At 68.6% G+C, this 21,236-nt stretch carries 21 protein-coding genes and 1 tRNA gene; 19 read left to right on the top strand and 3 right to left on the bottom strand.

Going from position 1 to position 21,236, the window contains the following annotated elements:
• Positions 1-5 precede the first annotated feature (5 nt).
• Both OG589_RS32500 and OG589_RS32495 read right to left on the bottom strand, forming a co-directional pair.
• A complete protein-coding gene (locus tag OG589_RS32500) occupies positions 6-1,133 on the bottom strand; it encodes a TetR family transcriptional regulator (RefSeq protein ID WP_405141860.1) in 1,128 nt (375 codons plus the stop codon).
• Positions 1,134-1,272: 139 nt separating this feature from the next.
• Positions 1,273-2,217, bottom strand: coding sequence for an acyl-CoA desaturase (locus OG589_RS32495; protein ID WP_405141859.1), 945 nt, complete (start codon positions 2,215-2,217; stop codon positions 1,273-1,275).
• A 448-nt stretch (positions 2,218-2,665) separates the two neighbouring features.
• Here OG589_RS32495 and OG589_RS32490 point away from each other — a divergent pair.
• The 11 genes from OG589_RS32490 (at position 2,666) to OG589_RS32440 (ending at position 13,335) form a co-directional block, all read left to right on the top strand.
• Positions 2,666-2,738, top strand: a tRNA-Gln gene (locus OG589_RS32490).
• A gap of 194 nt (positions 2,739-2,932) precedes the next feature.
• The gene (glmU, locus tag OG589_RS32485; RefSeq protein ID WP_405141858.1) at positions 2,933-4,420 is read left to right on the top strand and encodes a bifunctional UDP-N-acetylglucosamine diphosphorylase/glucosamine-1-phosphate N-acetyltransferase GlmU; all 1,488 of its coding nucleotides are present in this window, start codon (positions 2,933-2,935) and stop codon (positions 4,418-4,420) included.
• A gap of 80 nt (positions 4,421-4,500) precedes the next feature.
• Positions 4,501-5,478, top strand: a complete 978-nt coding sequence (locus OG589_RS32480; protein ID WP_405141857.1) for a ribose-phosphate diphosphokinase — start codon at positions 4,501-4,503, stop codon at positions 5,476-5,478.
• A gap of 234 nt (positions 5,479-5,712) precedes the next feature.
• Positions 5,713-6,312, top strand: coding sequence for a 50S ribosomal protein L25/general stress protein Ctc (locus OG589_RS32475; RefSeq protein ID WP_405141856.1), 600 nt, complete (start codon positions 5,713-5,715; stop codon positions 6,310-6,312).
• Positions 6,313-6,442: 130 nt separating this feature from the next.
• Entirely contained in the window at positions 6,443-7,039 is a 597-nt protein-coding gene (pth, locus tag OG589_RS32470) for an aminoacyl-tRNA hydrolase (protein WP_405141855.1), read from the top strand.
• 206 nt (positions 7,040-7,245) lie between these two features.
• Positions 7,246-8,598, top strand: coding sequence for a sugar transferase (locus OG589_RS32465; protein ID WP_405152176.1), 1,353 nt, complete (start codon positions 7,246-7,248; stop codon positions 8,596-8,598).
• Between the two features lie 43 nt (positions 8,599-8,641).
• On the top strand, positions 8,642-9,466 hold the full coding sequence (locus tag OG589_RS32460; protein ID WP_405141854.1) for a 3'(2'),5'-bisphosphate nucleotidase CysQ: 825 nt from the start codon (positions 8,642-8,644) through the stop codon (positions 9,464-9,466).
• 25 nt (positions 9,467-9,491) lie between these two features.
• Positions 9,492-10,406, top strand: a complete 915-nt coding sequence (gene cysD / locus OG589_RS32455) for a sulfate adenylyltransferase subunit CysD (RefSeq protein WP_405141853.1) — start codon at positions 9,492-9,494, stop codon at positions 10,404-10,406.
• Between the two features lie 70 nt (positions 10,407-10,476).
• Complete coding sequence (cysN, locus tag OG589_RS32450) at positions 10,477-11,739, top strand: sulfate adenylyltransferase subunit CysN (RefSeq protein WP_405141852.1); 1,263 nt, start codon at positions 10,477-10,479, stop codon at positions 11,737-11,739.
• Between the two features lie 34 nt (positions 11,740-11,773).
• Entirely contained in the window at positions 11,774-12,232 is a 459-nt protein-coding gene (locus OG589_RS32445; RefSeq protein ID WP_405141851.1) for a GNAT family N-acetyltransferase, read from the top strand.
• A 170-nt stretch (positions 12,233-12,402) separates the two neighbouring features.
• Positions 12,403-13,335, top strand: a complete 933-nt coding sequence (locus OG589_RS32440; RefSeq protein ID WP_405141849.1) for a hypothetical protein — start codon at positions 12,403-12,405, stop codon at positions 13,333-13,335.
• A 179-nt stretch (positions 13,336-13,514) separates the two neighbouring features.
• Here the strand turns inward: OG589_RS32440 and OG589_RS32435 are convergent, their stop codons facing one another.
• Positions 13,515-14,135, bottom strand: a complete 621-nt coding sequence (locus tag OG589_RS32435; protein ID WP_405141848.1) for an ATP-binding protein — start codon at positions 14,133-14,135, stop codon at positions 13,515-13,517.
• Between the two features lie 234 nt (positions 14,136-14,369).
• Here OG589_RS32435 and OG589_RS32430 point away from each other — a divergent pair, with 234 nt between their 5' ends.
• From OG589_RS32430 to OG589_RS32395, 8 genes are all read left to right on the top strand, one after another.
• Positions 14,370-15,206, top strand: coding sequence for a helix-turn-helix transcriptional regulator (locus OG589_RS32430; protein ID WP_405141847.1), 837 nt, complete (start codon positions 14,370-14,372; stop codon positions 15,204-15,206).
• Complete coding sequence (locus OG589_RS32425; RefSeq protein WP_405141845.1) at positions 15,194-15,406, top strand: DUF397 domain-containing protein; 213 nt, start codon at positions 15,194-15,196, stop codon at positions 15,404-15,406. Before OG589_RS32430 ends, OG589_RS32425 begins: the two co-directional genes overlap by 13 nt.
• An 82-nt stretch (positions 15,407-15,488) precedes the next feature.
• Positions 15,489-15,698: a DUF397 domain-containing protein gene (locus OG589_RS32420; protein ID WP_405141844.1), complete on the top strand. Its 210-nt coding sequence runs from the start codon at positions 15,489-15,491 to the stop codon at positions 15,696-15,698.
• 495 nt (positions 15,699-16,193) lie between these two features.
• The gene (locus OG589_RS32415) at positions 16,194-16,775 is read left to right on the top strand and encodes an RNA polymerase sigma factor (protein ID WP_405141842.1); all 582 of its coding nucleotides are present in this window, start codon (positions 16,194-16,196) and stop codon (positions 16,773-16,775) included.
• A 2-nt stretch (positions 16,776-16,777) separates the two neighbouring features.
• A complete protein-coding gene (locus tag OG589_RS32410; protein WP_405141841.1) occupies positions 16,778-17,884 on the top strand; it encodes an LCP family protein in 1,107 nt (368 codons plus the stop codon).
• Positions 17,885-18,198: 314 nt separating this feature from the next.
• Entirely contained in the window at positions 18,199-19,182 is a 984-nt protein-coding gene (locus tag OG589_RS32405) for a sulfotransferase (RefSeq protein ID WP_405141840.1), read from the top strand.
• Positions 19,179-20,090 (top strand): glycosyltransferase, encoded by a 912-nt coding sequence (locus tag OG589_RS32400; protein ID WP_405141838.1) that lies wholly within the window; start codon positions 19,179-19,181, stop codon positions 20,088-20,090. The genes OG589_RS32405 and OG589_RS32400 overlap by 4 nt, the downstream gene beginning before the upstream one ends.
• Entirely contained in the window at positions 20,090-20,989 is a 900-nt protein-coding gene (locus tag OG589_RS32395; protein WP_405141837.1) for a WecB/TagA/CpsF family glycosyltransferase, read from the top strand. Before OG589_RS32400 ends, OG589_RS32395 begins: the two co-directional genes overlap by 1 nt.
• Positions 20,990-21,236 lie beyond the last annotated feature (247 nt).

The raw sequence follows: 21,236 nt of genomic DNA, 5'->3' as shown, positions 1-21,236 counted from the left end.
CGGTTTTACTTACCCGTAGATGCCGGGTCGCCGCCCTGCCGATGTTCCCCCGCCTGCCCGTGCTCCGCGCCCGCGACGAGCTCGGCACGTTCCACAAGCGGGACGCGCTCCACCAGCTCTACGCGCTCGACCGACTCCACCCGCTCCGCGCTCTCGGCGGCGAGCCGGGCCCGCCGCGCGGCCTCCCGTTCGGCCTGCTTGGCCTTCTGCTCCAGCAGCTTGAGCTCCTGTGCGCGGATCTTCTCCTGCTCACGGCGCTCCTGCGCCTCCAGCCGCTCAAGCTCGCGCTGCTCGCGTGCCCGGAGCTTCTCCTGGTCGCGAAGGAGCTTCTCCTGCTCGCGCTGCTCGCGCGCGCGGAGCTTCTCCTGCTCCTTGAGCTCCTTCTCCCGGGTCTTCTCCTGCTCCTTCAGCTCGCGCTCGCGGGCCTTCTCCTGCTCCTTGAGCTCCTTCTCCGTGGGCCGGGTCAGGCCGCGGAGCTCGATGACGGGAGGGACCGCGAGGCGCCCGCGCGTGGAGGCGGCGGTGAGGCCGGGATGGGCCTCCAGCCCCGTCAGGCCGTTCCAGGCGAGGTTGACCAGGTGGGCGGCCACTTCCTCGCGGTCGGGCTTGCGGGCGTCCAGCCACCACTGGCCGGTGAGGGCCACCATGCCGACGAGCATCTGGGCGTACATCGGGGCGAGCGTGGGCGCGTACCCTCGGTCGGCGAACTGGTCGGCGAGCACGTCCTCGACCTGGCTGGCGATGTCGCTGATGAGGCTCGCGAACGTGCCGGTGCCCGAGGCCGCGTGGGAGTCGCGCACCAGGATGCGGAACCCCTCGCTGGACTCCTCGACGTACTGCAGCAGGGCCAGGGCGGCGCGTTCGAGGCGGATCCTCGGATGGCCGGCGTTCAGCGCGACGGCCACCAGGCTGAGCAGCCGCTGCATCTCTCTGTCGACGACGACGGCGTAGATGCCCTCCTTGCCGCCGAAGTGCTCGTAGACGACCGGCTTGGAGACCTTCGCGCTGGCCGCGATCTCCTCTATGGAGGTGCCGTCGAACCCCTTCTCGGCGAACAGGGTGCGGCTGACGCGGATCAGTTGTTCCCTGCGTTCCTTACCGGTCATGCGTACGCGCGATCGCGGTTCGGTCATGGGTCTAATAATGGCGGGCGCGGCGGACACGGCAACCGCCAACGTCCCGGTTTGCACAGCTGTATCGAGATTTGAAGGGTCAGACGCGGAGGGAATGGGGGTTCGGGCCGCCGACCGGCGGCCCGACATAGGGGCTGAATCACCCAAGCCGCTTCGCCGCCAGACGCTCAGGGGTCGGCCACCTGACGTCGGTCGCCCAGCCGGCCTGCTCGAACCAGCGGATCACGCGGGCGCTCGGGTCGAGCTGTCCCTTGAGCGCGCCGTGGCGGGCGGAGGTCGGGTCGCAGTGGTGCAGGTTGTGCCAGGACTCGCCGAAGGACGGGATGGCCAGCCACCACACGTTGCGGGACTTGTCGCGGACCTCGAAGGTCTCGTCGCCGAACACGTGGCAGACCGAGTTGATCGACCAGGTGACGTGGTGCAGCAGGGCGATGCGCACCAGGCTGGCCCAGAAGAACGCGGTGAGCGCGCCGGTGAGCGACCAGGTCACGAGCCCGCCGATGACCGCGGGCAGCACCAGGGAGGCGAAGACGAGCCAGGGGAACGCGCGGTGGATGCGCGCGACGTCCTTGTCGTTCATCAGGTCCTTGGCGAAGCGCTCCTGGTTCGTGCGCTCGGAGGAGAACATCCAGCCGATGTGGGCGAACAGCAGGCCCTTGGTCAGCGCCTTCCAGTCGTTGCCGAAGCGCCACGGCGAGTGCGGGTCGCCCTCCTTGTCGGAGTACTTGTGGTGGCGGCGGTGCGTGGCGACCCAGTCGATGACGCCCATCTCCAGGGACATGCTGCCGGCGATGGCGAGCACGATCTTGAGCGGGCGGTTCGCCTTGAAGGACCCGTGCGTGAAGTAGCGGTGAAGACCGACGGTGACGCCGAGCCCGGTGAAGACGTAGAAGAACGCGGTGATCGCGATGTCGCTCCAGCCGAGGAAGTGTCCCCAGGCCATCGGCACGGCGGCGAGCAGCGCCAGGAACGGAAGCGTTACGAAGATGACCAGGAGGACACGTTCGAAGTTGCTCTTGGGCTCGGGCTCGAGATCGGGCCGGGGGGGCGGCGGCGGCGTCGAACGGTCTACGACGACGGTCATGGGCTACCTCACGTGATTCTCGACGAAGTACTGACGATCTGTAGCTACGTAACCGTAACCTACGCCATCGTAAGTTAGGAATCCCTAAGCTTGTAATGTGGAGAAGATGACGCTTCGGGCGTCATCCGGTGGCGGATCCACGCCTTGCGCAATCATGCCCGTATCTGTTAGAGCAACGCGCGCGGCAGGCCAAAAGGCTGGCCGAGATGTCCCAAGGATGCGTTCCTGTCCCCGGGACACCCGTGCTGACCAGGGGAATCGCCGCGCGGCACGCGGAGGGCCGAGGCTCGGCCGTATGGCCCGGCCGTAACGACGCGCGCGCCTCGCGCGGGGGGCCCGGCCGGGCCATGAGGGCCTCCCTGTCCCGCCGGTCGCGGGAATTGCGTTGAACGGTAAGGGGCTCTGGTGGGTATCCTTGTCACCGCGGTTTGGGAAGGTCTCGAATCGATCCGGCGTGGGGTAATTGGCAGCCCACCTGCCTTTGGAGCAGGGTTGTCCTGGTTCGAGTCCAGGCGCCGGAACTCTTTCCTCGCGGTCCCGCGCTGCCCGCGTCCGAGATTGTCAGTCCTCTTCGCCGAGGGGGCTGGATCGGTCCGGGGAGGCGGCAGGTATTCTCACGGTGTCGGGCGGATGGCCGTGCGGTGCCTGGGTGGTGGCCGTGCGTCATATCCCGCACCGTCATGTCTCAGCCGCGACGCCGAGGGAGCCTCAGTCCGTGAGTGTGCCGCGCCCGGCAGCCGTCATCGTCCTCGCAGCCGGCGAGGGAACCCGGATGAAGTCCAGCAAACCCAAAGTCCTCCACGAGCTATGCGGTCGCGCCCTTGTCGACCACATGCTCACCGCCGCCAGAGGCCTCGCGCCCGAACGCCTGATCGTCGTGATCGGCCACGCGCGTGAACAGGTCCAGGCCTACCTCGCCACAAACGGCCCCGACGCCCACGCGGTCGTCCAGACCGAGCAGAACGGCACGGGCCACGCCGTCCGCACCGTCCTTGAGTCGGTCGGCACGATCAACGGCACGATCCTCGTGACCTACGGCGACACGCCGTTGCTGCGCACCGAGACCCTGGCCGAGCTGCTCGCCACCCATGGGGCAGAGGGCAACGCCGTCACCGTGCTCACCGCCGAGGTCCCCGACCCGACGGGGTACGGCCGCATCATCCGCGACACCACGGGAGCCGTCCTCGAGATCGTCGAGGAGAAGGACGCCTCGCCCGAGCAGCGGGTGATCAAGGAGATGAACTCCGGCGTCTACGCCTTCGACGGGCTGCTGCTGGCCGACGCCGTGAAGCGCGTCTCCACCGCCAACTCCCAGGGCGAGGAGTACCTCACCGACGTGCTGTCGATCCTCAGGGAGGACGGCCACCGGGTGGGGGCGTACGTCGCCGCCGACCACGTCGAGGTCGAGGGCGTGAACGACCGCGTGCAGCTCGCCTTCGCCCGCTCGGTCCTCAACACCCGCATCCTGCGGGCCCACATGCGCGGCGGGGTCACGATCGTCGACCCCGCGACCACCTGGATCGACGTCGAGGTGACCATCGAGCCCGACACGGTGGTCCAGCCGGGCACCCAGCTCCACGGACGCACCGCCATCGCCGCGGAGGCCGTGGTCGGGCCCGCGACGACCCTCACCGACACGGTGGTGGGCGCGGGGGCCGTGGTGCGCAACTCCGTCTGCGAGGGGGCCGAGATCGGCGAGGGGGCCTCGGTCGGCCCGTTCGCCTACCTCAGGCCCGGCACGGTGCTCGGACGCGGGGCCAAGGCCGGCGCGTACGTCGAGATGAAGAACGCCCGCGTCGGCGAGGGCTCCAAGGTGCCTCACCTCACCTATGTGGGCGACGCGACCATCGGCGAGGGCACCAACATCGGCGCCGCGAGCATCTTCGTCAACTACGACGGCGTCGAGAAGCACCACACGACCGTCGGCGACCACGTCAGGGTCGGCAGCGACAACATGCTGGTCGCTCCGATCACGATCGGCGACGGGGCCTACACCGCCGCCGGCTCGGTCATCACCAGCGACGTTCCACCAGGGGCGATGGCGGTGGGCCGGGCGCACCAGCGCAACATCGAAGGGTGGGTCGCGCGCAGGCGCGCGGGCACCGCTTCGGCGGAGGCCGCGCGGCGTGCGACGGCTGACGAGGCCGCACAGGCCGACCAGGCCACGCAGGCCGGGGAACAACAGCGGGGGAGCACGAAATGAACGAGCACGCTGAGCCTGCCGAGAGGCACGGCGATGCTTTCGCGAGCGCGCCGGGCCAAGCGCCAGGCGAGGAGGGAAGCATGACCGGCAAGAAGACCACCGGAGAGAAGCACCTGATGTTCTTCTCCGGGCGGGCCTATCCCGAGCTCGCGGAGGAGGTGGCGCAGCACCTCGGCATCGAGATCACCCCCACCAAGCTGCACGACTTCGCCAACGGTGAGATCTACGCCCGCTACCTCGAATCGGTCCGGGGCAGCGACGCGTTCATCATGCAGAGCCACACCGAGCCGATCAACAAGTGGATCATGGAACAGCTGATCATGGTGGACGCCCTGAAGCGGGCGTCGGCCAAGCGGATCACCGTGGTCCTGCCGTTCTTCGGCTACTCCCGCCAGGACAAGAAGGGCCGTGGCCGCGAGCCGATCACGGCGCGGCTGATGGCCGACCTGTTCAAGACCGCGGGCGCCGACCGGCTGATGTCGGTCGACCTGCACACCCCGCAGATCCAGGGCTTCTTCGACGGGCCGGTCGACCACCTGTTCGCTTTGCCGGTGCTCCACCGCTACCTCAGCGGCAAGCTCGACCCCGCGAACACCACGATCGTGTCGCCCGACACCGGCCGGGTGCGCCTCGCGGAGCGCTGGGCCGACCAGCTCGGCACCGCGGTCGCGTTCATCCACAAGCGCCGCGACCTCGACGTGGCCAACCAGGTCAAGGTGCACGAGGTGGTCGGCCAGGTCAAGGGCCGCACCTGTGTGCTGATCGACGACATGATCGACACCGGCGGCTCGATCTGCAAGGCGGCCGACGCGCTGTACGAGCAGGGAGCCACCAACGTCATCGTGGCGGCCACCCACGCGATCTTCTCCGACCCGGCCGTCGACCGCCTGAAGAACTCCCGCATCTCCGAGGTGGTCGTGACCAACACGCTGCCCATCCACGAGGAGAAGCGGTTCGACAAGCTGACCGTCCTGTCGATCGCCCCGCTGATCGCCCGCGCCATCAGCGAGGTCTTCAACGACGGCTCCGTAACCAGCCTCTTCGAAGGCGACAGCTGACCTCACCGCCCAAGAACGGCCTCTGACCACTCCGGTCGGGGGCCGTCCGGCTTTCCGCGCGGGCCTTCAGCCAAGTACGAGGCATGGTCCGCGTCGTGCGGCGCTTCCGTTGATGGATCGGCCGTACCCGGCGGGCGGGTAGTCTTTGAGGGTTGTTCGCGCTCGTAACGCCTTCCGCTAGGGCGGGTGAGGGTGAGCGCCTTCCATTCACTGAGATTCCCTAGGAGACACGCCGTGTCCGAGGTACGCATCGCCGCCGAGCCCCGCACCGAGTTCGGCAAGGGGGCCGCGCGCAAGATCCGCCGCGAGAGCAAGGTTCCCGCCGTCCTGTACGGCCACGGCATCGACCCCAAGCACCTGACCCTGCCGGGCCACGAGCTGCTGCTCGCTCTGCGCACGCCCAACGTGCTGATCCGCCTCGAAGGCGAGGGCGTCAACGAGCTGGCGCTGCCCAAGGGCGTCCAGCGCGACCCGATCAGGGGGTTCTACGAGCACGTCGACCTGCTCCTCGTGAAGAGCGGCGAGAAGGTCACCGTCGACATCCCGGTCACCACGATCGGTGACATCGCCCCGGGCGGCCTGCTCGACCAGCAGCTCATCACCGTCTCCGTCGAGTCGGAGGCCACCCACATCCCCACCGGTGTCGAGGTCGACATCGAGGGCCTGGAGATCGGCGCCGTCGTGACCGCCGGCGACCTGAAGCTCCCCAAGGGCACCTCCCTGATCGCCGAGTCCGAGACGGTCGTCCTGCAGGTCATCAACGTCCCGACCACGGCCGGGGCCGAGGGGGCCGCGGAGGGCGAGGCGGCCGAGTCCGCCGAGTCGGCCGAGTAGTCTCCCGTATCCTCGGCAGGGCAGCCAGGAGGCCGGTCACCGGTCACCGGGCTGCCCTGTTCGGTATCAAGGGGTTCGGTATGAAGGGCACTCGAAGGCCAGGCGCTGAAGTGGAACGGAGAGGTCTGTCGTGGACCGCTGGTTGATCGTCGGGCTGGGCAACCCCGGGCCTGAGTACGCCGGTAACCGGCACAACGCCGGGTTCATGGTGCTGGACGACCTCGCCGCCCGGGTGGGCGGCCGGTTCAAGGCGCACAAGGCCCACGCGGAGGTCGTCGAAGGGCGCCTCGCGGGCGCTCCCGCCGTGCTGGCCAAGCCCCGGTCGTACATGAACCTCTCCGGCGGGCCCGTCAAGGCCCTGGCCGACTTCTACAAGGTCGCCCCGGCGAACGTCATCGTGATCCACGACGAGCTGGACATCCCGTACGGAGCGCTGCGCGCCAAGCTCGGCGGGGGCGACAACGGGCACAACGGCCTGCGGTCGATCAGCAAGTCGCTGGCCACCAAGGACTACCTGCGGGTGCGCTTCGGCGTCGGCCGCCCGCCCGGCCGCATGGACGCGGCCGACTTCGTGCTGCGGGACTTCGCCACGGCCGAGCGCAAGGAGCTGCCACTGCTGGTCGACCGCGCCGCAGACGTGGCCGAGTCGCTGATCGTCTCGGGCCTGGAGGCCACGCAGAACACCTTCCACCCCTCCGACCTGAAGCCGGTCAAGCCGCCGCGCTAGGCGAGCGCTCCGCGGAGTTTCTGGATTTCCCCAAGATTCTCTCATGTTGCCGCTAGCATCCCTCACGGACGGTGCCCGATCGGTTACGGGGAGGATGCGTGGTGGACGGCGAGAGGTCGGCGGTCACCGTCCGGAAGGCGTCGAATGCCGCCTTACCCGGTCGCCCGTCCCTGCCCGGGTGGGCGCGGCGCCACCGCCTCCAGGCCATGGCCGCCGATCTCGCGTGCGGTCTCCTCGCCGGGGCCGCCGCCGTGGTCGTGCGCTTCGGTGAGGTCACCCCGTACGTCACGCCCTATCTCCTGCTCAGCCTGGTTCTGCCGGTGCTGTGGGTCGCCATGGTGGGGCTCAACCGGGCGTACGAGGCGCGGCTGATCGGGGTCGGGTCCGAGGAGTTCCGGCGCATCACCCAGTGCGGGTTCTTCCTCACCGCCGGAGTGGCGATCACGGCCTATGTCACCAAGACCGACCTCGCCCGAGGGTACGTCGTGCTCGCCCTCCCGCTGATGACGGTGCTCACCCTTTCCTGCCGGTACGGCCTGCGCCGGAGGCTTCACGTGATGCGGGCCAGGGGGCTGTGCATGCGCCGCGTGGTGGCGGTGGGCCACCGGGCGTCCGTCGCCGACCTCGTCCGCCTGTTCCGGCGCGAGCCGTACCACGGCATGGAGATCGTGGGAGCCTGCCTGCCGCGCGAGGACTTCATGGAGGACGTCGAGGGCGTCCCCGCGCTGGGCGACTTCTCCGACATCCCCCTGGTGGTCTGCCAGGCCGCGGCCGACACCGTGGCCGTGCTCGCCTGTCCCGAGCTCGACGGCACCGCCCTGCGCCGCCTCGCCTGGCGGCTGGAGAAGACCCGCACCGACCTCGTCGTCGCCCCGGCGCTCATGGAGGTCGCAGGGCCGCGCACGACGATCAGGCCGGTGGCGGGGCTGCCGCTGCTGCACGTCGAGCACCCCGAGCTGTCCGGGGTCCGCCAGCTGCTCAAGAACCTCTTCGACCGCACGGTCGCGGCCGTGGCGATCGCCGTCCTCGCGCCCGTCCTCACCGCCCTGGCGCTGGCCGTGCGGGCCACGAGCCCCGGGCCCGCGCTGTTCCGGCAGACCCGCGTCGGCAGGGACGGCGTGGAGTTCACCATCCTGAAGCTTCGTACGATGAGCCGCGACGCCGAGCGCCACAAGATCCACCTCGTCAGTGACGGCGACGGCCTGCTGTTCAAGATCAGGGGCGATCCACGTGTCACCCCGCTCGGCGGCTGGCTGCGGCGCCACTCCCTCGACGAGCTGCCGCAGCTCCTCAACGTCCTGCTCGGCCACATGTCGCTGGTCGGGCCCCGGCCTCCGCTTCCCGAGGAGGTCGCCGGGTACGGTGACGACGTCCGGCGGCGACTGGTCGTCCGTCCGGGGATGACGGGTCTGTGGCAGGTGAATGGCAGATCCGATCTTTCCTGGGAGGAATCGGTACGGTTGGACCTGCGTTATGTCGAGAACTGGTCTCTCATGCTGGATCTTCAGATCCTGTGGAAGACCTGGTCCGCCGTGGCACGTGGCTCGGGTGCTTACTGACCCGGGGCCAGGAGAACTCGGGTGCGGCATCAGGAAGGGCAACGTGACGATACGCGACGACCACGCACTGGCCAGAGATCTCGCGGCCGAGGCGGGTGAGAGGCTGCTCGCGCTGCGCTCCCGCCAGGGGTTCGACGACCCCGTGGCCCTGCGCCAGGCGGGTGACCGCGAGGCCCACGCCTACCTCGCCGAGTCGCTGTCGCGCCTGCGGCCGAGCGACTGCGTGCTGTCGGAGGAGGGCACGCGCGAGGAGCGGCTCGACCCGCGCCGCCAGTCCGCCGACCGCGTCTGGATCATCGACCCGCTCGACGGCACGCGCGAGTTCGGCGACACCGGGCGATCCGACTGGGCCGTCCACGTGGCCCTGTGGCAACGCACACCCCGCGGGTCAGGCGGGCAGGGTGAGCTGGTCGCGGGGGCCGTGGCGCTGCCCGCCCAGGGCGTGACGCTCACCACCGCCCAGCCGCCCGCACTGACCGCCCACGGCCCGGCTCCGAGCGCCGCGCAGCCGTCCAGCGGACGCGAGGGCAGGGTGCGCATCGCGGTCAGCCGCACCCGGCCGCCGGAGTTCGTCAGGAAGCTGGCGTACCTCGTCGGCGCCGACCTCGTGCCGATCGGCTCGGCGGGCGCGAAGATCGCGGCGGTGCTCACCGGGCAGGTCGAGGCGTACGTCCACGCCGGAGGCCAGTACGAGTGGGACTCTGCCGCGCCCGTGGCCGTCGCGCAGGCCGCGGGAGCCCACGCGAGCCGCATCGACGGCTCCCCGCTGATCTACAACCAGGGCAACCCCTCGTTGCCGGATATCCTGGTCTCCCTACCGGATCTGGCGCCAACGTTGCTCGCCGGCATCCGCGACGTGCACCGTTAGGGCAAGACTCCCGGAGGAAGAGTAGATGCTTCAGAGCGACTACACGACGTCGCAGCTCGACGTCCTCGAAGCCGAGGCCATTCACATCATGCGTGAGGTCGCCGCCGAGTTCGAGCGCCCCTGTCTTCTCTTCTCCGGCGGCAAGGACTCCATCGTCATGCTGCGCATCGCCGAGAAGGCGTTCTGGCCGGCGCCGATTCCCTTCCCGCTGATGCACGTGGACACCGGGCACAACTTCTCCGAGGTCATCGAGTTCCGTGACCGGCGCGCCACCGAGCTGAACGCCCGCCTCGTCGTCGCGTCCGTCCAGGACTCGATCGACACGGGCAGGGTGACCGAGGAGACCGGGCGGCGCGCGAGCCGCAACCGCCTCCAGACCACCACCCTGCTCGACGCCATCGAGGAGCACGAGTTCGACGCCGTCTTCGGCGGCGCGCGGCGCGACGAGGAGAAGGCCCGTGCCAAGGAGCGCGTGTTCTCCTTCCGCGACGACTTCGGCCAGTGGGACCCGAAGAACCAGCGTCCCGAGCTGTGGAACCTCTACAACGCGCGCATCCGCAAGGGCGAGCACATCCGCGTGTTCCCGCTGTCCAACTGGACCGAGCTCGACATCTGGGACTACATCCGGCGCGAGGGCATCGAGATCCCGTCGATCTACTTCGCGCACACCCGCAAGGTCTTCGAGCGCGACGGCATGCTGCTCGCCGACGCCGACGTCGTCAACCGCTACGAGGACGAGCCGACGTTCGAGACCGTCGTGCGCTACCGCACCGTGGGCGACATGACGTGCACGGGCGCGGTGCAGTCCGACGCCGCCACGGTGGACGAGATCATCGCCGAGATCGCCGCCACCCGCATCACCGAGCGGGGCGCGACGCGGGCCGACGACCGCGCATCCGAGGCCGCCATGGAGGACCGCAAGAAGGAGGGCTACTTCTGATGCCCATCCTCCCTGTCCCGGGTCCGTTCCCCCGCCGCGCCGGCCGCACTACCGATGGAGAGCAGTTCTGATGGACATCCTGCGTTTCGCCACGGCGGGCTCGGTCGACGACGGCAAGTCGACCCTCATCGGACGCCTGCTCTTCGACTCCAAGGCGATCTTCGAGGACCAGCTGGAGGCCGTCGAGCGCACCAGCCGTGACCGAGGCACCGAGTACACCGACCTGTCGCTGCTCACCGACGGCCTGCGAGCCGAGCGCGAGCAGGGCATCACGATCGACGTGGCCTACCGCTACTTCGCCACGCCGAAGCGGAAGTTCATCATCGCCGACACCCCGGGTCACACCCAGTACACCCGGAACATGGTCACCGGCGCTTCCACGGCCGATCTGGCGATCGTGCTGATCGACGCGCGCAAGGGCGTGGTCGAGCAGTCCCGCCGCCACGCGTTCCTCACCACGCTGCTGCGGGTGCCCCACCTGGTGCTCGCTGTCAACAAGATGGACCTCGTCGACTACTCCAAGGACCGGTTCGAGGAGATCCGCGAGGAGTTCACGGCGTTCGCGGCCAAGCTCAACGTCTCCGACCTGACGTTCATCCCGATCTCGGCGCTGCACGGCGACAACGTGGTGTCCCGTTCGGAGAACATGCCGTGGTACCAGGGCACCTCGCTGCTGCACCACCTGGAGAACCTGCACATCGCCTCCGACCGCAACCTCGTCGACGTGCGCTTCCCCGTGCAGTACGTCATCCGTCCCCAGCGGGCCACCGACCCCGCCTTCCACGACTACCGCGGGTACGCCGGCCAGGTCGCGGGCGGCGTGATCAAGCCCGGTGACGAGGTGCTGCACCTGCCGTCCGGCCTGGCGACGCGCGTGGCCTCGATCGACACCTTCGACGGGCCCGTCGAGGAGGCCTTCGCGCCGATGTCCGTCACCCTCCGCCTGGAGGACGACATCGACATCTCGCGCGGTGACATGATCTGCCGGCCCAACAACAGGCCCCAGGTCGCCCAGGACCTCCAGGCGATGGTCTGCTGGATGACCGACGGCCTCAAGCTGGGCCCGCGCTCCAAGCTCGTCATCAAGCACACCACCCGCACGGCTCGCGCGCTGGTGCGCGACCTGCACTACCGGCTCGACGTCAACACCCTGCACCGGGACGAGGCGGCCACCTCCCTCGGGCTGAACGAGATCGGCCGGGTGTCGCTGCGGGTCACCCAGCCCCTGTTCGTGGACGACTACTCGAGGAACCGCCTCACCGGCGGTTTCATCCTGATCGACGAGACCACGAACGGCACCGTCGGCGCCGGCATGATCGTCGACGCTCGCTGAGAAGTGTCGGTGGCGGGTGGCAGACTCGCTCGGCATGAGTGACGATCTGCGGCTGAGGGCCGTCGACGAAGCCGACCTGGAAGTGTTCCTGGAGCAGGAGCACGACCCCGAGGCCGTGCGGCGGTCCAAGTTCCCTCCCCGGGAGCGTGAGGCCTTCATGACCCACTGGACCACCAGGATCCTTGGAGATCCCACGGTCCTGGTGCGGGCGGTCATCGTCGACGGCGAGCTGGCCGGCAACATCGTGTCCTGGTGGGAGCAGGAGCGGCGCTTCATCGGCTACTGGTACGGCCGCGCGTTCTGGGGCCGGGGCATCGGCAGCACGGCGATGATGCTCTTCCTCCAGGAGGAGAAGACCCGCCCGCTCTACGCCGATCCCTACGTCGGGAACACCGGCTCGGTGCGGCTGCTGGAGAAATGCGGTTTCCAGCGCACCGGCACCGTCCAGCACGGCGACGACGAGCACGTCATGCTCGTCCTCTCCGAGAGCTAGCCAACTGCTCCGGTCGTGGGAGGGCACGTCGTGCTCTGGCCAACTGCTCCGGTCCGTCGTGCCCGCAGCCATCGCACAGACCTTCAGCGGGCTCTCAGCTCTGCGGGCGTGGCACTCGAACCTCAGAAGAGACCGGCAACATTCTGAAGACTTCTGGCATCTCATGAAGCATGGAACTTCGTACGGTTCTCGCGACACTTCTCCTGACCGCCGTAACACTGACCGGACAGCCCGCGGCGGCTGCCACCCCGGTCACGATCGCGTACGCGCAGCGAACACAGACCTGGGAACTGGTGCTGACCAACGGAGATGTGGTGGAGGTGCCCGAAGCGCTCACCGTGGCGACTGAGGATCTTTCGATCAATGCCGGCGCGCGGGCGCCGTTCCTGGTCAGTGGGGATAGGCGGCATTTCTTTTATTTCCGGAAATCGGATGGGCTGTTTGTCGAGCGGACTCTGAACGGCAAGGAAAGGGTGGTGTCACGGAAGCGGCTCACGGCGTCCTCCATCTACGAGGAGTGGCCGGTGGTGTCGGACGACGGCAGCTATGTGGTCACAGAGACCTCGGCGCCGGGGCTGGGGGTCATCGCGGACCTGCGGAAAGGTAAGGTGTTGCCGCCTCCCGGAGGGACGGATGCGTGGAGCTTCGTCGGCTTCAGCCCGGACAGCAAGCGGCTGCTGCTGGTAGGGGAACGGCTGACGGTCTTCGATCGAGGGCTGCGTGCCCGGATGCGGCTGAAGACGCGGCTGCACCCGATGGCGCTGGCGAATGACTACCTCACGGCGGCGGTGCCTGTCGGTACGTCGGGCAAGTTCCGCAAGCTGCGCCTGCTCAACCTGCGTACCGGCCACACGAGCGGCACGGTGACCGTGCGGTTGCCGCGCGGGCAGTACATCGACGACCTCGACTTCGACCAGGCTGGACGCATGACCGTCCGATCGGAGACCCGGACGGGGGTGGCGATCTACCGGGTCTCGAAGGCGACCGGCAAGGCGACGCTGCTACGGACGATTGCCAGGCCTGATGCGGAGGTTTGGGTGCTCCCCGGAGACAGTACGTACGAGCCATGGACGGAAAGGAAAAGCAAGGCGCCTCAGGAATGACAGGCCCTCCCGGCACCCGTGTGACGGGGCAAGGTGTGGCTGCCCACCCAGACCATGGCTTCCGCACACCCGGCCGTTGCGGGGCTCACATCCGGCGCCGAGACGGTGGGGAGTGGAGCGGCGAAGTCGGCGCGGCTGTATGGCGGGCGACCGGTGCAGTGTGGTTCGTGGGCCCCTGATCAACCAAGGTGGGACGACGGGGACATGTCGAGTAGGAGTGGACCGGGGCCGAGGATGGTGGAGGTGTCGTCCGAGGGGCTGTCCCGTTCGGGCTGCTTGGTGGCGATCTCGCACCATACCGTTCGGCCAGGTCCATCAGGGTTGAGGTGAAAGCCCCAGTTCCCCTCCGACAGCATGTCGACAATGGCCAGGCCCCGCCCGCCCTCGGCGAGGAGGAATGCCGGATCCGCCGGGATGCTCTCCGTAAGGAGGAACGCCGGATCCACGCGTAGGCGAGGGCTTCCGACGGTCAGCCCGCTGTCTGTGACGTCGATGCGCAGCCGATCGCCACCCACCGACAACCGGAGTGTCACCGGCTCGATACACGCCTTATCGGGGAACCCAAGCTCGGTGCTCCCCGCGTGCTCGGTACCTCCCGCGGTCCCCGTACCTCCCATGTTGTCGGCGACCTTGTGCCGGGCGTGCCGTACGGCATTGGTGACCAGCTCGCTGACGGCCAGCCGTACGGGCTCGTAGGCCGGATGCTCCTCCCCGAGCCAGTCACGGACCTCGGCCCGGGCGCGAGCCGCTGATCCGGGATCGCTGGGCAGACGAATCTCTTTGAGCGTATCCGGCGCCATTGATATGCCTTCCCAGTCCGTTCCGGCTGAATTTCTGTTTCACTCGGCTCGCTGGCCGAGGCGCCGCCGTGTCTTCGGCGTGACCCTCATACGGTGGCAAACAATCGGGGGAGTGAAACGGTTATTCGTGTTCGCAATGTGTTCACAATCGCGTGAACCCTCTCGACCGACTTTGTGAACGCCCAGCATGATGGCCTTGACGCGGTATCAGGTGGCAAGAGAGGAGACCGAAGGATGACCGTCACCCTGGAGCCGGATCCATCCATATCCCCGCGCATTCAGTTCGGTACAGAACTGCGCAAATTCCGACTTTCCATGGGTTTCTCCCAGCGGAAACTCTGCGATGCGATCCATGTATCGATCAGCCAGCTCAGCATGATCGAGAACGGCCACCGGGCGCCGACGATGGAGTTGGCTCAAGCGGCGGACGAGGTCCTCGGACTGGGGACGACCCTCACCGGGCTCCTCGATCGCCTTAACCGCGCAGCCGCCCAACTGCCCCGCTGGTTCCGCCCCTGGCTCGACTTCGAACGCGAAGCCGAGGCCCTACATATCTGGGAACTGTCCATGATCCCCGGCCTGCTTCAGGTTGAGGGATACGCGCGAGCTCTGATCGCGAACGAACCGGACGTAACCGAAAGGCAGGTCGAAGAACGTATACAGGCTCGGTTGGATCGCCAGAAGATCCTCCATCGACCGACCCCCCCGATGTTGTGGGTGGTGTTGGACGAGAGCGTCTTGCACCGGCCTGTGGGCGGCCCTGACGTAATGACGAACCAGCTCTGCTACCTTCTTGATCTCGGCGAAAGCCGGCGAATATCGCTTCAGGTGCTCCCCTATGGTGCTTACGGGACGGTCGGCTTGCTCGGCGGATTTATGGTCGCCGACATGCCTGGAGCCTCTGCATCCGTGGCATACATCGACTCACAGAGCACTGAGGATCGAGTAAGCGATCGAGCCGACGAGGTCCGAGGTTTAGCATTCAGGCATGGCGTGATCCGAGCGGACGCACTACCCCGACGCGAGTCGCTCAACATGATCAAGGAGACGATGCGGAGATGGACAGCGTGACCAACGAACTCACCGACGTCCAGTGGCGCAAGTCCAGCTTCTCCGGGGGAGACGGGAGTAACTGCGTCGAGGTTGCCCACCCGGCCGGCGGGCGTCGGGCCGTACGTGACAGCAAGGATCGCAACGGCCCAGCCCTCCTCTTCACCGTCGCGGAGTGGACCACCTTCCTCGCCCACCTCAAGGCCGACCACTCCGCCTGACCCCGGCATCCCTTAACCGCTTCACCGAAGTCCTCCGACCACACATTCCCGGAGGGCTTCCCGTCACGGAAACGATGCGGAGATGGACGACGTGACCCAGGAACTCGCCAACGCTCACTGGCGCAAGTCTTCTCATTCGGGAGACGACGGAAGCAACTGCGTCGAGGTTGCCCACCTGGCCGGCCGCCGGGCCGTACGCGACAGTAAGGATCACGGTCGCTCCGCGCTTTTCGTCAGTTCGGTTGAGTGGGGCGCCTTCCTTGACCACCTGAAGGTCGATCATTTGGCCTGATGTCGGCACACCGCTCTGACCGCGTTTCCACTCTGGCTCGTACGGGGGCGGTGACGGCCTGCCGCTCCCAGTCGATCCAGCGTCTGGCGCCCATGCGGTAGCCGTTCAGCTCCACCTCGGCGTCCACCGGGCGGACCAGGCCGTTGTACGTGGCGGTGGGCGCGGCGTTGTACCGGGCGACCTCCTCGCGCACGCGGAGTCGTACCAGCTCCCGTGCCGAGATGCTGTCTGGAAGATCGGGGAGCGCGAACTCCTCTAAAGGCCTGCCCGTGGCAGTCTCATCCCGGAAGGTGACCGTGGCCATCCCATGTCTCCCTTGATGAAGGATCATCGTGATGGGCCAATGAGTATCAACCTGCTCCGACAGAACGGCATCCCTCGATCGTGAGCCTGGCAGGGTCGTACAGCGCGCCGTGAACCCGGATTGGGACTTGTGGCGAGATATCGCTGACAAGTCCCCTACGGGAAGGCCGGCTCGATGCCATGGTGTCGACGATGACCGCACCACCCACGACCCGGAGCCCGGATTCGGAGCTCATCGCCGAGTCCAGGGCGCGGCCGGAGGCATTCGCCGCTCTGTTCGACCGCTATTCCGGAATGCTCTACCGGTACGTCTCCCGAAGGCTCGGCCCCGAGGTCGCCGAGGACCTGGTGGGGGAGACGTTCCTGACCGCCTTCGGCCGTCGCGACCGGTACGACCTGACCCACACCGACGCCCGGCCCTGGCTGTTCGGCATCGTGACCAAGCTGATCTCCCGGCACCACCGCACGGAGGAGGCCCGCTACCGCGCGCTGATGCGGGCACCGGTCGAGCGCAGCACGGAGTCTCCCGCCGACCGGGTGGCCGCCGGGGTCACCGCGACGGCATCCCGCGCGCTGCTCGTGCCCGCGCTCGCGGGTCTCTCGAAGGGCGACCGCGACGTCCTGCTGCTGATCGCCTGGGGTGACCTGTCGTACGAGGAAGTGGCCGAGGCCCTCGGCATACCAATCGGAACAGTGCGTTCCCGCCTCAACCGGGCCCGGCGCAAGGTGCGCACGGCACTCGGTGACACCAACCCGATGACGGACGAGGAGTAGCGATGGACGACCTTGCGATGCTTCGCGACCTCGGCCGCGACCTGGAGCACGAGCCGCCCGCCACGCTGGCCCACCAGCGTCATCGCCTGCTCGGCATGACCGCGGGCGAGGGGTCCCGCCGGGACCTGTCCGGGGCGAGTTCCCGCCGGGGCCTGTTCGGGGCGATCACCGGTGGGGGGAGACGCCGTCTGACCGGCCGGATGCGGTGGATGACGCTCGCGGTGGTCGCGGGAGTCACCGCCGCGCTCGTCGTCGTACCGACGGTGCTGCTGCGGGGCACTCCCGCTTCGAGAACCCTGACGCCGCCCACCTGGGACAGACCGCCGAAGCAGAACGAAGCCCTCAACGTGCTGGTGGTGGGCTCAGACATGCGACCCGGACCGAGAGGAATGCCCGCGAACCTCAACCTCGGCGAGCGAAGCGATGTGATGATCCTTCTGCACCTGTCCGCGGACCGGAAGAACGTCACGGTGGTCAGCCTGCCGAGGGACTCCATGGTCCGCATGCCCACGTGCGCAACCGGTTCCGGTCAAGTGAGCATGATCAACCAGGCGTTCAACGTGGGGGGCCTGAAGTGCGCGTGGAAGACGGTCGAGTCCGCGACCGGTGTCCATGTCGACCACGCGATCGAGATCCGCTACTCCGGGTTCAAGGAGATGGTGGACGCGCTGGGTGGGGTCGAGGTCACGCTGCCCACGGCGGTGGACGACCCGAAGTCGAAACTGCGGTTGTCCGCGGGCCGGCACCATCTCGGCGGTGAACAGGCGCTGGCCTACGTCCGCACGCGCTACGGCCTCGGCGACGGGTCGGACCTAGGGCGGATCAAGCGGCAGCAGGCCTTCATGAACGCCATGCTGAAGCAGGTAACGGGCCATTTGAAGGAGCCCGACCGTCTGGCCGCCTTCGTCGACGTGGTCCGCAGGTCGATCACCACCGACGAGGGGCTGGATCTGGAGACCATGTACTCCATCGCCAGAAACGTGCATGAGGCCGGGGCGCGTGTCCGGTTCGTCACCGTTCCCTGGCAGCCGTATCGCGAGGACCCCAACCGCTTGGAATGGAAGCAACCCGAAGCCGCCCAGCTCTTCGCCAAGCTCAAGCATGACTGAGAGTGACCGCCAGAGGCAGGGGTCCACCCCGGCCCTGCCCGGCCTTTTGCCTGGATTATGACGATTCGTTGAGCCGGTGACGGCGGGGCGGCCCTCCCGGCCGCATGCCTGTCTTGAGTGGTCATGGTCCTCAGTAGGAAGCAACCGGGTGCCCCGGTCACACGGGAGCGGGGAGGGAATGACGCACCCGGCCCAACCAGTCCACCGCCCAACGGGTGCCGGGTTGTTGGTAGATCCTTTGTGATTCCAGCACCTAGCGATTACTCTCTGTGTTAGCTTCAGTACGTTTCGTGTTGGCTGTCCTCGGGGGTCCAGTGGCTGTTCGTGTGATCTTCCTAGGTGGGCTGGGGCGCAGCGGCACGACCCTGCTTGAGCGGTTGCTCGGTGAGGTCCCCGGCGTCGCGCCCCTTGGTGAGGTGGTTCACCTGTGGGAGCGTGGGGTCCGCGCTCACGAGCCGTGCGGGTGCGGGGAGCCGTTCGCCGCCTGTCCCTTCTGGCGCAGGGTCGGCATCCGGGCGTTCGGTGGATGGTCGCCCGGCCTCGCCGACCGCGTGCTCACGCTGCGGCACAGGGTCGACCGCACCCGCCACATCCCCGCCATGGCGGCACGGCATTGCCGCGTCGGCCTCAGCGGTTACACCCGGGCGTACTCGCGGGTCTACGAGGCGGCGGCGCAGATCGCCGCGTGTCCCGTGGTGGTCGACTCCAGCAAGCACGCGTCCCTGGCCTTCTGCCTGAGCACCTCCCCGGTCGTGGATCTGAGCGTCGTCCACGTGGTCCGAGATCCGCGCGCGGTCGCGTACTCCTGGCGCCGGCAGGTCAGAAGACCCGAGGACGGCACCCCGATGACCCGCTGGCGGCCCTTCCGCACCTCCGTTCACTGGGTCGTGCAGAACCTCGCCTTCGAGCTGCTCGCCCGCAGAGGCGGCACCGTGATCCGCATCCGGTACGAAGACCTGCTGGCCGATCCCCGCGCGGTCCTGTCCACGTTGCTGGCCCGCCTGGGGTTCGGTGAGGCCGACGGGGGTGACCTGGCGTTCCTCCGTCCCGGCCTGGCCGAGCTGTCGGTGGCGCACACCTGCGCCGGCAATCCGATGCGGTTCACGGCCGGGCCCGTGGAGCTCAGCAGGGACGACTCCTGGTGCGATCGACTCTCCCGCCGCCACGGATGGCTGGTCACCGCGCTGACCTGGCCCCTGATGATCCAGTACGGCTATCGCGTACGCGATCGGCAGGCACCGGAAGGGGCGACTTCCCCATGGCTCGCGGCAGGGCTTCCCGCGTCGGAATGCCGGTGAACCCCACCGTCGGCGTGGTCATCCCCACGCGGGGAGACCGTCCCCACCTGCTCCAGGCCGCGGTGCGCGCGGTGCTGGCCCAGCGTCATCCGGGCGGGGTCGACGTCGTCGTGGTGGTCGACGGCGACCAGGTGGACGCCGTGGTGGCGCAGGTGGCCGATGCCGTCGCCGAAGCCCCGGGGAGGGTCCGCGTCCTGCCGAACCGCTTCAGCCCCGGGCTGCCGGGCGCCCGCAACACCGGCATCGCCGCCCTCGCCACCGACCTGGTGGCCTTCTGCGACGACGACGACATGTGGCTGCCGGGCAAGCTCGGCGCCCAACTCGCCGCGCTCGCCGCCGACCCCGCGGCCGAGTTCGCGGGCTGCGCCATCGAGGTCGAGTACGACTCGCGGCGCGTCCCCCGCCTCGCAGGCACGAGTCAGGTCACCAGACAGCACCTCACCCGATCCCGCATGGTGATGGTGCACTCCTCGACGTTCCTGTTCAGGCGCGGGTCCGTATGGCCGGACGAGAGCGCCCCCGCCGGGCAGAACGAAGACTGGGACCTCGCCCTCCGCGCCGCCGGGCGCCATCCCCTGGCGTACGTCGACCGGCCGCTGGTGCGGGTCCGCTGGGGAGCCTCCGCGTACGCGACACGGTGGGCCGACCGCATCGCGGGGCTCGAATGGATTCTCGCCCGGCACCCCTACCTGGCCGCCGACCCGCGCGGCGCCGCGCGCATCTACGGCCAGCTCGCCTTCCACAACGCCGCGCTGGGACGCCGCCGCGAGGCGTGGCGCTGGGCCGTTCGCGCGTTCGCCGCCCGCTGGGGGGAGCCCCGCGTCCCGATCGCGCTGGCCGTGGCGCTCGGCGTGGTCCCCGCCCGGGCGGTGCTCAGCGCTCTGCACACCCGAGGGCATGGCATCTGATGGCACCTCGGACACAGACCCGTGAGGGCGCCGCGCTCGCGATCAACGGGAGCCGCCCCCGAGTGAAGGTCGCGGGCGTCGAGGTCGACGCCCTCACGGAGGGGGAGGTGGTAGGCCACGTCGTCGCCGCCCTCGCGCGGGGGGAAGGCGGACACGTGGTCACCCCCAACGTCGACATCTGCCGCGCCTGCTCGCGCGACCCCGAGGTACGGGCGCTCGTCGCGGGCGCCGACCTCGCCGTTCCCGACGGCATGCCGCTGGTGTGGGCGTCCAGGCTGCTCGGCACGCCCGTACCCGAGCGCATCACCGGTGCCGACCTGATCTGGTCGCTGTCGGAGGCGGCGGCGTCCAACGACCTGCCGGTCTATCTCCTCGGCGGGCCGCCGGGCGTGGCCGTCCGCGCGTCCGAGGTGCTGGCCGACCGTTATCCCGGCCTTCACGTAGCGGGGGTCGTCTCCCCTCCGCACGGCTTCGACACCTCCGAGGAGGGTGTGATGGCGGTACGTGAGGTGCTGCTCGCGGCACGTCCGCGCCTGGTCTTCGTGGGTCTCGGCTTTCCGAAGCAGGACCGCCTGATCGCCGCACTCCGCGCCGATCTGCCCGGGGCCTGGTTCGTCGGCTGCGGCTCGGCGATCGCCTTCACCGCCGGGTCGGTTCGGCGGGCCCCCGAGTGGATGCAACGCTCAGGCCTCGAATGGCTCTTCCGCCTGGCCGCCGAGCCTGGCCGGCTCGCGCGCCGCTACCTCGTAGACGACCTGCCCTTCGCGCTGCGCCTGCTCACCGTCTGCCTTCTGAAGCGCCTGATAAAGAGCGACAGAGAGCGCGTGACCCCCTCCTCTCATCCCTCCCGCACTCACGGACGCCGAAGCGCGGACAGCAGTGGCCGGCCGGGGCGGTAAACCGGTGGCGTGGCCGCCGAAGGCGGTGAAAGGCTCCACCGATGACTGTAGCCCGCATCGGTTCGGCGTCGGATTCCTGGCGCAGGAACACGCCGCCTTCCTGCCAGGTGAACTCGCTCCACGACGCACCGACGTCCTCGACCTTCGGCTGTACCGTCCACCGGCCGACGAGCGCGTCGAGCCCGGCGAGCGTGGGATGCCTGTCGTCCATGTTCGGGTCCCTTCTCGTTGACGTCCTCACCAGCTA

The organism is Sphaerisporangium sp. NBC_01403 (genome assembly GCF_045040145.1).
Classification (GTDB): domain Bacteria; phylum Actinomycetota; class Actinomycetes; order Streptosporangiales; family Streptosporangiaceae; genus Sphaerisporangium; species Sphaerisporangium viridialbum.
Note: the sequence above shows the minus strand (reverse complement) of the source record. Positions and strands in the feature narration are given on the sequence as shown.

Excerpts from the sequence above, each read along its gene's own strand:
- OG589_RS32500 (WP_405141860.1), bottom strand. The coding sequence starts at position 1,133 with ATGACCGAACCGCGATCGCGCGTACGCATGACCGGTAAGGAACGCAGG.
- OG589_RS32495 (WP_405141859.1), bottom strand. The coding sequence starts at position 2,217 with ATGACCGTCGTCGTAGACCGTTCGACGCCGCCGCCGCCCCCCCGGCCC.
- OG589_RS32480 (WP_405141857.1), top strand. The coding sequence starts at position 4,501 with ATGACCGGCAAGAAGACCACCGGAGAGAAGCACCTGATGTTCTTCTCC.
- OG589_RS32465 (WP_405152176.1), top strand. The coding sequence starts at position 7,246 with ATGGCCGCCGATCTCGCGTGCGGTCTCCTCGCCGGGGCCGCCGCCGTG.
- cysD (WP_405141853.1), top strand. The coding sequence starts at position 9,492 with ATGCTTCAGAGCGACTACACGACGTCGCAGCTCGACGTCCTCGAAGCC.
- cysN (WP_405141852.1), top strand. The coding sequence starts at position 10,477 with ATGGACATCCTGCGTTTCGCCACGGCGGGCTCGGTCGACGACGGCAAG.
- OG589_RS32445 (WP_405141851.1), top strand. The coding sequence starts at position 11,774 with ATGAGTGACGATCTGCGGCTGAGGGCCGTCGACGAAGCCGACCTGGAA.
- OG589_RS32440 (WP_405141849.1), top strand. The coding sequence starts at position 12,403 with ATGGAACTTCGTACGGTTCTCGCGACACTTCTCCTGACCGCCGTAACA.
- OG589_RS32435 (WP_405141848.1), bottom strand. The coding sequence starts at position 14,135 with ATGGCGCCGGATACGCTCAAAGAGATTCGTCTGCCCAGCGATCCCGGA.
- OG589_RS32430 (WP_405141847.1), top strand. The coding sequence starts at position 14,370 with ATGACCGTCACCCTGGAGCCGGATCCATCCATATCCCCGCGCATTCAG.
- OG589_RS32425 (WP_405141845.1), top strand. The coding sequence starts at position 15,194 with ATGGACAGCGTGACCAACGAACTCACCGACGTCCAGTGGCGCAAGTCC.
- OG589_RS32420 (WP_405141844.1), top strand. The coding sequence starts at position 15,489 with ATGGACGACGTGACCCAGGAACTCGCCAACGCTCACTGGCGCAAGTCT.
- OG589_RS32415 (WP_405141842.1), top strand. The coding sequence starts at position 16,194 with ATGACCGCACCACCCACGACCCGGAGCCCGGATTCGGAGCTCATCGCC.
- OG589_RS32410 (WP_405141841.1), top strand. The coding sequence starts at position 16,778 with ATGGACGACCTTGCGATGCTTCGCGACCTCGGCCGCGACCTGGAGCAC.
- OG589_RS32395 (WP_405141837.1), top strand. The coding sequence starts at position 20,090 with ATGGCACCTCGGACACAGACCCGTGAGGGCGCCGCGCTCGCGATCAAC.